1 rRNA gene is annotated in these 1,251 nt (G+C 54.7%); it reads left to right on the forward strand.

From position 1 onward, the window contains the following. A 16S ribosomal RNA gene (locus BR02_RS0113135) occupies positions 1–1,251 on the forward strand; the annotation flags it as partial.

The following is a 1,251-nucleotide window of genomic DNA, read 5'->3' on the forward strand; positions in this document are numbered from 1 at the left end:
ATGGCGCATGCCATGATATTGAAAGGGCTTACCGCTGATAGATGAGTCCGCGTCCCATTAGCTAGTTGGAGGTGTAACGGACCCCCAAGGCAACGATGGGTAGCCGGCCTGAGAGGGCGATCGGCCACACTGGAACTGAGACACGGTCCAGACTCCTACGGGAGGCAGCAGTGGGGAATATTCCGCAATGGGGGAAACCCTGACGGAGCAACGCCGCGTGAGGGAAGAATGCCTTCGGGTTGTAAACCTTTGTTCTATGGGAAGAAGAAAGTGACGGTACCATAGGAGTAAGCCCCGGCTAACTACGTGCCAGCAGCCGCGGTAACACGTAGGGGGCAAGCGTTGTCCGGAATTACTGGGCGTAAAGGGCGTGTAGGCGGTTGATTAAGTTAGAGGTGAAAGCCCAGGGCTTAACCTTGGGATTGCCTCTAAAACTGATTAACTTGAGTGCAGGAGAGGGAAGTAGAATTCCTAGTGTAGCGGTGAAATGCGTAGATATTAGGAGGAATACTCGTGGCGAAGGCGGCTTCCTGGCCTGTAACTGACGCTGAGGCGCGAAAGCGTGGGTAGCGAACAGGATTAGATACCCTGGTAGTCCACGCCGTAAACGATGAGTGCTAGGTGTTGGAGGTATCGACCCCTTCAGTGCCGTAGTTAACGCGCTAAGCACTCCGCCTGGGGACTACGGTCGCAAGACTGAAACTCAAAGGAATTGACGGGGACCCGCACAAGCGGTGGAGCATGTGGTTTAATTCGACGCAACGCGAAGAACCTTACCAGGGCTTGACATCCTTTGCCCGTCCTAGAGATAGGACCTTCTCTTCGGAGACAAAGAGACAGGTGGTGCATGGTTGTCGTCAGCTCGTGTCGTGAGATGTTGGGTTAAGTCCCGCAACGAGCGCAACCCCTACTGTTAGTTGCCATCACGTAAAGGTGGGCACTCTAGCGGAACTGCCGTTGACAAAACGGAGGAAGGTGGGGACGACGTCAAATCATCATGCCCCTTATGTCCTGGGCTACACACGTGCTACAATGGCCTGTACAGAGGGAAGCGAAACCGCGAGGTGGAGCAAATCCCAGAAAGCAGGTCTAAGTTCGGATTGCAGGCTGCAACTCGCCTGCATGAAGCAGGAATCGCTAGTAATCGCAGGTCAGCATACTGCGGTGAATACGTTCCCGGGTCTTGTACACACCGCCCGTCACACCACGAAAGTTGGCAACACCCGAAGCCGGTGGGCTAACCTTTACAGG

The sequence above is a fragment of the Desulfofalx alkaliphila DSM 12257 genome, assembly GCF_000711975.1.
GTDB lineage: Bacteria > Bacillota > Desulfotomaculia > Desulfotomaculales > Desulfohalotomaculaceae > Desulfofalx > Desulfofalx alkaliphila.